General features: G+C 61.9%; 7 protein-coding genes and 1 pseudogene. All 8 read right to left on the bottom strand.

All coding sequences use genetic code 11. From position 1 onward, the window contains the following. Nucleotides 1–957 (bottom strand): glucans biosynthesis glucosyltransferase MdoH (mdoH, locus tag WAO69_RS01670; protein WP_422176087.1); only part of this gene is annotated, 957 nt, incomplete at its 3' end. Continuing rightward, on the bottom strand, nt 954–2,456 hold the full coding sequence (locus tag WAO69_RS01675; protein ID WP_422176089.1) for a glucan biosynthesis protein: 1,503 nt from the start codon (nt 2,454–2,456) through the stop codon (nt 954–956). The genes mdoH and WAO69_RS01675, both read right to left, overlap by 4 nt. Then, complete coding sequence (locus WAO69_RS01680) at nt 2,453–3,676, bottom strand: OpgC family protein (protein WP_422176091.1); 1,224 nt, start codon at nt 3,674–3,676, stop codon at nt 2,453–2,455. The genes WAO69_RS01675 and WAO69_RS01680 overlap by 4 nt, the downstream gene beginning before the upstream one ends. Nucleotides 3,677–3,754: 78 nt before the next feature. Further along, nucleotides 3,755–4,834: pseudogene (locus tag WAO69_RS01685) on the bottom strand (tetratricopeptide repeat protein); the annotation flags it as partial. A gap of 192 nt (nt 4,835–5,026) precedes the next feature. After that, complete coding sequence (locus tag WAO69_RS01690; protein ID WP_422176093.1) at nt 5,027–6,214, bottom strand: CaiB/BaiF CoA transferase family protein; 1,188 nt, start codon at nt 6,212–6,214, stop codon at nt 5,027–5,029. Continuing rightward, nucleotides 6,201–7,817: a thiamine pyrophosphate-binding protein gene (locus tag WAO69_RS01695; protein WP_422176095.1), complete on the bottom strand. Its 1,617-nt coding sequence runs from the start codon at nt 7,815–7,817 to the stop codon at nt 6,201–6,203. The genes WAO69_RS01690 and WAO69_RS01695 overlap by 14 nt, the downstream gene beginning before the upstream one ends. A gap of 82 nt (nt 7,818–7,899) precedes the next feature. Further along, nucleotides 7,900–8,367: a DUF302 domain-containing protein gene (locus tag WAO69_RS01700; RefSeq protein WP_422176097.1), complete on the bottom strand. Its 468-nt coding sequence runs from the start codon at nt 8,365–8,367 to the stop codon at nt 7,900–7,902. Between the two features lie 64 nt (nt 8,368–8,431). Continuing rightward, on the bottom strand, nt 8,432–8,661 hold a 230-nt coding region (locus WAO69_RS01705; RefSeq protein WP_422176099.1), incomplete at its 5' end, for an acyl-CoA dehydrogenase family protein.

Consider the following 8,661-nt stretch of genomic DNA (forward strand, 5'->3'; position numbering starts at 1 on the left):
ACTCATGATCAGGCTGTCTCGCCCTGACCAGCGGCGCAGATGCGGCAGGCCTGCACAGGCGGCAAAGGCACGGGTGCGCAGAATGGCGTTGTGGCCCCAATAATTGCCCTCCTGCCCCGACCAGCGCGCCAGCCCCTCGGCCAGCGCCATGCCGTAAACCCCATTGGCAAACTGCTGGGCCCGCGCAAAGACCGATTGCGCCCCGATCAGATGCGGATAGCTCTGGATCAGGCCCGCTCCGGGATCGCGCGCCAAGGCATTGGCCAGCCGCGCAATGGCCTTGCCGGTCATCAGGCTGTCGGCATCCAGAACCAGCATGGCCGGATAATCACCGCCCCAGTTGCGCACCCAGTCGGCAATGTTTCCGACCTTGCGCTCGGTGTTTTCCGCCCGACGGCGATAAAACAGCGTCAGACCCGGTGACAGGGTTTCGCGCAAAGACAAAACCGCATCTTCCTCCTGCGCGGCGATGGCGTCATCCGTGGTGTCGGACAGGATGAAAAGATCATAGCCATGCACCCCGCCCTGATCGCGCAGCTCTTCCAGCATGGCGCTTGCATTGCCCAGAACATACCAGGGCACTTCGTTATGCACCGGCACCAACAGCGCCACCTTCAACGGTTTGGGGCGCGCCAGCCGCGTGACCGGATCCTTGCGGGACAAGGCGGCCATGCCTGACAGGACGGTAAACAGGGTCAGGCTTATCCAGAAAAAGTTAAATGAGATCAACGCCATCAGGATCGATTCTAGTGCGCTGAACCCATCGGCCTCGAACCAGCCCCACATCATCCAGATCAGGCCAATGGTGGCAAGGCTGGCCGGGCCAAAGGCCGCAATCCGCCAGGCGATCGCGCTTGGCGCAGCCATGGTTCCCGGCGCGTCCAGATCGCGGTAAGCCTGCGCCAGATCCTGCACGGGCATATCCAGCGGCGCTTTTGGCGGCATCAACGCGCTCATGCGGTCCACCGATACAGCCAGACTTCGGATGCCTGGACCCCGTCCTTGCGCAGCTGAGCGCGCAGTTCCACAAGTTCGGCCTCACCGGGATCGAAACGAAAACCCAGCCTCAGCCCGCCTGTCTCCGAGTTGCGCTCAAGGATACCGGCGCTGGTTTCAGCCTGATCGGACTGAACATGGATGCTCAGCGCCTCCAAACCGTCGTCAAACATCGGATGCGCCTCGAAATCCACCATTGCCAGATACCCGGGGTTGAACGCATCGCGCCCCATGCGCGTGTTGATCACGCGGGGCAAATCATTGGGCACAGGGGCGGCCTCGCCCCATGTCAGCCGATACGCCAGGTTCAGCTCACCGCCCGCGGGCACAGGCGAAGCAGGGCGCCAATAGGCAACGATATTGTCATAGATTTCCTTGTCGGTCGGAATCTCGACAAGGGTCACGGCACCCCTGCCCCAATCGCCCTTGGGTTCGACCCACAGACCGGGCCTGCGATGATAAAGCGCCTCGAAATCGGCGAAATGAGACTGCCTGCGCGCCCGCTGCATCAGCCCAAAACCACGCTGAGTGCTGTCGGCAAAGGCCGAAATCTGAAGGCGGCGCGGATTGGCCAGCGGCCGCCACAGCGTTTCACCAGCGCCATTCTGAATCAACAGCCCGTCGCTGTCATGAACTGCGGGGCGAAAATCATCAAACCGATGCCGGTTGGTTTCGTCGAACTTGAACATCGACGTCAAGGGGGCCAGCCCCGCATGGCTCAACTCCGAGCGCGCGAACAGCACCGCCTCCACATCCATCACGCAGCTGTCGCCGGGCGTGATGGTAAAGCGATAGGCCCCCGATACGCTGGGGCTGTCCATCAGCGCATGCAGCACGAAATGGCGTTGCTCAGGGGCCGGAGCCTCCAACCAGTACTCGATGAACTCGGGGAACTCTTCACCCATCGGATCGGCGGTTTTCAGGGCCAGACCACGGGCGGACAGACCATAGATCTGCCCCTTTCCGATGGCACGGAAATAGCTCGCACCCTGAAACACCGCGAATTCTTCCTTGATGCCGGGCTGGTCCATATCGGTGCGCAGCCGCAAGCCGGAATAGCCAAGCGAGTCATCAATCGTCAGCGGAGGAACTTTATCTGTCTTGTCAAACAGACTGTAATCAAAGGGAAATCTTTCGCTCTGACCCTCTTCGACGGTATTCACCTGCACCGGGCGCGGAAAATAGAGACCGGGGTGGAAAAAATCGACATTGTACGAGCGGTCGGTATCGGACCACAGCGCATCGGCATTGCGAAACCAGATCTTGCGATATTGATCATAGGTCAGGTTCACCCAATCCTCAGGCACGCTGGGGCGCGGCTCATATGCGCCCGCCGCAAGGGCGCGGGCCTTGTTGATCACGCTGGCATGGCCGAAGGCCTCCCCGGCCCACAGCGGCGTGACACGTGTCACCAGAGGAACAGCACCCAGACCCGCCAGAACTGCGCGGCGCGAGATCATGCGGCTTTCCTCCGCCAGGGGGATGATTTGAACCAACCCGCGCCATAGGCCACCGCCGTGATGATCGCAAAGCCGATCAGATTGCCCAGAGCCACGGTGATCACGTCCCGGCCCAGCTGATCGAAGGCAAAGCCGATCAGACGCGCCAGTGCCATGGAAAACACGAATACCGCCAGCGATTGCTGACCCACCTTGGTGATTAGCGTCAGCATCACCCGCCAGATCGCGGCCAAAGCCCCGGTTCCGGTCGCAATCAGACGTTCGCCCTGCGGCCCCACCGCCACCCAGGCCAGATAGGCCAGTGACAGGAAATGCACATAGCGCAGCAGGCCGAACTCGGTCTTGTCGCTCAATTCTCTTGTCAGACCCCAGACGGGCCGGATCACGGCACCCAGTTCAGGCCAGGCCGCATTGACCCACAAGAACACTTTCCATGAGCCGAACGGAGCCGAGAAAACGACAAATCCCAACGCCAGCCAGACCAGCACACGCGACACGGGCGGCGCACGCAGCCAGCCGCGCATCAAGGCAAACCCGGTGAAAAACAGCAACTGCCAGCCAAAGGGGTTGAAGTACCACTCCCGGTCCGACCACGGCTCTGCCGGCAGCGGCAGCGCGCCCATATTCGCCGCCAGCCACAGCGTCACCGACGCCGCCCCCGTCAGCCACAGGTTGATGCCCGCCAGCGCCATCAGAACCGGCATCATCGCAAGGATGACCAGATACATCGGCAGGATATCAAAGTAATTGGGCACATAGCTCAGCGTGAAGATCCCCACGATATTCGTGGCTGGATCGTTGAAGAAATGGCCAAGGTTGAGCGTATCGATATAGACCTTGTCGAAATCTCCATAGACATCCAGAGCGGCCAGATACATCGCGATGAAAAAGAACAGCGCAATATGCGCCCAATAGACCTGCCAGCAGCGAAACACGACACGCGCGGTCCCGATCCACCAGCCACCCCGCGCAAAGGATCCGCCAAAAGCAATCGCCGAGGCCATGCCCGAGCAAAACACGAAAATCTCGGTTGCATCGGAATAGCCAAAGCGCGCGGGTATCCAGCCGGTCCACATGTTGCCCGGGATATGCGCCACCAGAATGATGTACATGGCGATGCCGCGAAAGAAATCCAGCCGCGGGTCGCGCGCGATGACAGCAGCGGCAACCTTGGCCGACACGGGTTTTGCAAAATCCGAATGGGGAGTCGTTGTGGTCATGTCTTTACTTTTGGTTGTTCAAAGACCCAAGGGGCATCATTGTGCCGGGATCGGCTCGGGGCGTGCAGCACCGCGCGCGGCTGCGATCAGGTCGCGCCGGGCCATGCGTTCGGTGATGTCGTCTTTTGCATCCATCGCATCCGCCGCAAGCCGCGCCATCATCTTGGCGATGGCCTCATCGCGGCCGCCGCCGATCAGCGCCAGAAGGTAATGCAAATCGGCAAAGATCAGACAGCCATCTTCCGTGCGCGTTGCTGAAATCTCGGCCAGTTCCTCCCAGCGATCCCCGACATCGACGCCGTCCAGTTCCAGCCGGCTCAGCAAGGATGCGGCGTTCGAGATGTCGCGGTAATCGTCGGTATGTTCGGCGCGGATCTGCTGATCATAAAGATCCAGAACCACATCCACCTGCCCCAGATCCAGATGCATCAGCGCCTTGTGCCACCAGACGTGATAGCGAAAGTTGTTGCAATGGGCCCAGGCCGCCTCACGCCCGGTCAGCCAGTCAATTCCGCCCGCCGCATCCGCCGTCATGTCATAGACATGGGCCACCGCATGCAGCCCCCAGGCATCGTCCTTTGCGATCCACAAAGCCTGACGTCCTGCGATCTCGGCCTTTGCATAGGCACCGGTTTCCTCCAGCGCAAAGGCGTGACAGCCCAGCAGATATCCCCGTGCCTTGTGATCGGGTGCATAGGCCGGCATCACCGCCTCGATCGACCGGCGCATCCCTGCCCCATCGCCCAGAACAAAGCGGATCGCGTGGCTCAGCTTCATGGCCAGCGGATCGTCGGGATGATCGCGCAGCACCTCTTCAAGATGGCCGACGGACTGGGTCGGGTGCCCCTGAAGATAGGCCTCGAGGGCGGCGATGAATGTCTGCTCACGCGGGCTGATCTGCCCCTCCCGCGCGGCTTCTTGTGCGCAGGCCAGCGCCTCCCGAGCCGTTGCGTAAAGCTCCCGTCGCCCCAGCAGCAGATAGAACAAGCCCTTGACCGCCTGTCCCAAGGCAAACCGCGGCTCTGCGCTCAGCACCGCGCCAAGGTGAACGGGTGTATCCGCGCCATGTGCAAGAAACGCCAATTGAGTGCGATCCCAGGCGTCACGCGCAGCGGCTGTTTCCAATGTGGTGGTCTGACCAAAACAATCGTGACTCATGAAACTCTCCGATTCTGTACTGCGGGACAGGCCGCCCCTGTGTATCGATATCGGACGCGCGGGCTTGCGCGAATGGCCCCGGAGCCAGTGTCACGTCGAAGTGACTGTCTGTGTAAACCGTATGCCGGTTTGGTGATAAATCTTTCAAAAACTGGCGGTTTTCAGCCGGTTATGGGGAGATCCCTTGCCCAATCATTCGGCAAAGGGATCGGCGGCACTCAGCACTGTTTCAGTATCCGCGCCGAAATGTGGCGGTGTGCGGCGATAGGTGACCGGCGTTTGGGAAAACTTCAGCGGATTGCCGATCAGATGCAGCGGCTCTGCGCCCTCGCGGCTCATATCGACCTGCATTCCGCGCGCCCTGACCTGCTCGGATGCGAACAGCTCATCAAGCTGCTGCACCGGGCCGACGGGCACTTTGGCCGCCTCAAGGGCACTGACAACCTCTGCCGAAGACATCGCCGCCAGCGCGTTTTCCACATGCTCCAACAGCGCCACGCGATGCTCCAACCGTCCGGGGTTGGTCACGAAACGCGGATCTTCGGCGATATCGGCCAGACCTACAGCCACGCAAAACCGCTGAAACTGCGCATCATTTCCAACTGCGATGACGACATGGCCATCGGACGTGGCGAACATGTCATAAGGCACGATATTGGGATGTGCATTGCCGCGCCGTTTGGGCAGGTTTCCCGAGGTCAGGTAATTGACCCCCTCGTTGATCAGCCAGGCGATCTGGGCATCCACCAGCGCCAGTTCGACCCATTGGCCCTGCCCGGTCTGATCGCGGTGGCGCAAGGCCGCCAGCATGCCGACCGTGGCATACATCCCGCACATCACATCGGCGATCCCGACGCCGACTTTCATTGGCTGCCCGTCCGGTTCTCCGGTCAGCGACATGATCCCGCCAAAGCCCTGGGCCATCAGATCATATCCCGGCTTGCTCCGGTTCGGCCCGGTCTGACCAAATCCCGAGATCGAGCAGTAAACCAGCCCCGGCAGGGCATCCTTGAGGCTGGCATAGTCCAACCCGTATTTCGCCAGCCCGCCGGGTTTGAAATTCTCGATCAGGATATCGGCATGTTCGGCCAGCCTGCGGATGCTGGCCTGACCTTGCGCAGTGGTGATATCCACCGCGACCGATCGCTTGTTGCGGTTGGCGGCCATGTAATAGGCCGACAGATCCGTGGGTTGCCCGTTTTCGTCGCTGGCAAACGGAGGGCCCCATTGGCGCGTATCATCCCCTCCCGTCACCGGGTTCTCGATCTTGAGCACGGTCGCACCCAGATCGCCAAGCAATTGTGTTGCGGTGGGCCCTGCCAGAATCCGCGACAGATCCAGCACCTTGACCCCGGCCAGAGGCCCCTCAGATCCGCCCATCATATCCCTCTCGCTCGATTTCGGCCGCGATCACCGTGAAGGTGTCGGCCTGCAATGCCGCATCAAGTGCCGCGCGCAACTCCTCCCGGTTGGTGACCCGGTGGCCGTTGCCGCCAAAAGCACGCCCCATCGCGGCATAGTCATGGCGCGCGAAATCCACACCGCGATTGCTCATCTGGCGCTGGCGTTGTTTCAACTCGATCAGCGCCAGGCTGGCATCCACGAAGACCACGAAAATCACCGGCGTTCCCAGTTCCAGCGCGCTGGCCATCTCGCCTGCCACCATCAGGAACCCCGCATCCCCCGAGAAAGACACCACAGGCGCGCTGTCCTGTGCCAGTTTCAGCCCGATAGCCAGAGGCACCGCGCAGCCCATCGTACACAGCGCCGAGGACTGCACCAGCCCCTTGGGGCTGTCGCATTGCCACATCTGGCTCAGCAATATCCGATGGGCGCCGCTATCGGCGGTGGCTCGGGTGCCCTTGGGCAGCACGGCGCGCGCCTCGGCGATCACGGCGGCCGGACCCCAGGTGTCATCCTGCGGGAATGCCTCGGCCAATGCCGCCTTGAGCGATGCCACCTCATAGCCGGTCCAGGTCTCACCGCCGCGCAGGTCCTGCGCCAGAGCCTCAAGCGTCGCCCCGGTATCGGCCACGAAATTCAACCCCGCCTGATGCATGTAGTGATCGTTTGCCACAGCGGCGATATCAATCACGCGCTGGCGGTCGGGATCCCAGATCTCCTGCCAGCCCGGGCGCATCTCGATGGGATCATAGCCGATGCACAACACCAGATCGGCCTGTTGGATGAAGGGCACCAGATGCCGGTCGGCCAGCGGCGACAACCCTGCCCCGCCCAGGCACAGATCATGGGCCTCATTCACCACGCCCTTGGCCTTGTAGGTGGTCACGAAAGGAATGCTGAAATGCTCAAGAAAGGCCTGCAGCACACAGGCGGACCCATCGCGCAGCACATCCAGCCCGATGATCGCCACCGGACGTTCGGCTGCGGCCAGCCATTCGCGGGCCCGCGCCAGATCGGCACCCGAGGGGGCCACCGGGCTGGCCGGTTTCAACCGCCGTGCCACCGGCACCGCCGCCGGCGCATCCGCCACCGAGATCGGCACGTCGATATGCACCGGCCCCTGTCGCGCAGCCATGGCCAGCGAGACCGCCTTGTCCGCAATCGTATCCGCGCCCCCCGCCGTCAGGCGAAACGTGCCCTTGGTCAGCGGCGCGAACACCGCCTGATGATCCAGCACCTGATGGGTATAGACCAGCGCCTCATCCGCATCCACGCAGCCCGTCAGCACCATCAGCGGGACGCGATCCTGCAGGGCATTGGCCACCACGTTGACGCCGTTCATCGCACCGGGTCCCACGGTCGCGACCAGAATGGCAGGTGCGCCGTCCACATGATACACGCCCTCTGCCATGAAACCGGCGGCATTCTCGTGTTTGGCAAGATGAAAGGCGATCCCCGCCTTTTCCAGCGCATCGACCAGTGTCAGCACCTCGCCCCCCGGCATTCCGAACGCGTGGCGGCATCCCGCTTCATAAAGCCGTTGGGCAAGAATGTCGACGGCGCGAAGGGCGGTGCTCATGGGTGTGTCTCCGGGACAAAGGGTGTTACCCCTATCGCCTGCCCGGCGATGTCTCGCAAGATGGCTCACTCAGCCGTGATGATCACTTCACGGCCATGTCAGCAATCGCGGTGAATCTGTCATCAAGCTGTGCAGCCAGATCGCTCAGCGCGTCGCCGCCCTCGTCCATATAGGGCGCAAAGACGTGACTGGGCTCTTTCCACGCCAGCGTCGCCTGCCCGCCATCCCCTTCGGTGACATAGAACCGGATGGGCGCTTCGATCATCGCCGCGGTCGACAGGCCAAGGATCTTCACTGCGAAATCATTGTTGAACACACCGATCACCCGATTGCCGGGGATGGTGATGCCGCGCGCGGCGGCCGCCCCCGTTGGCCCGGCCTGCGTGACGACGCCCATCTTGTTGGCTGTGGTGGCGGCCAGAACATCCTCGACCAACTGGTCATAGGATTTGGTTGTCGCGATCACCACCCAGCCATCGCGCGGCGCAATGGTCTGGGCAGAGGCAAAGGTCGGGGCCAGAAGAAAAAGACAGGCAAGCATATATCTCATGCCTGCCTGTCTAAGGCCGATATCCGATCACCGGCAAATCACGTCACCGGGAGCGGCCCGGTGTTCAGAAGAACGCCTGCAGACCCGTCTGCGCCCGCCCCAGGATCAGCGCGTGCACATCATGGGTGCCTTCATAGGTGTTCACGGTCTCAAGGTTCACCATGTGGCGGATCACCTGGAATTCCAGGCTGATGCCATTGCCGCCATGCATGTCACGCGACATGCGCGCGATATCCAGAGCCTTGCCGCAGTTGTTGCGCTTGACGATCGAGATCATCTCGGGCGCGGCCTTGG

This window comes from Aestuariivita sp. (assembly GCF_049276915.1).
Classification (GTDB): domain Bacteria; phylum Pseudomonadota; class Alphaproteobacteria; order Rhodobacterales; family Rhodobacteraceae; genus Aestuariivita.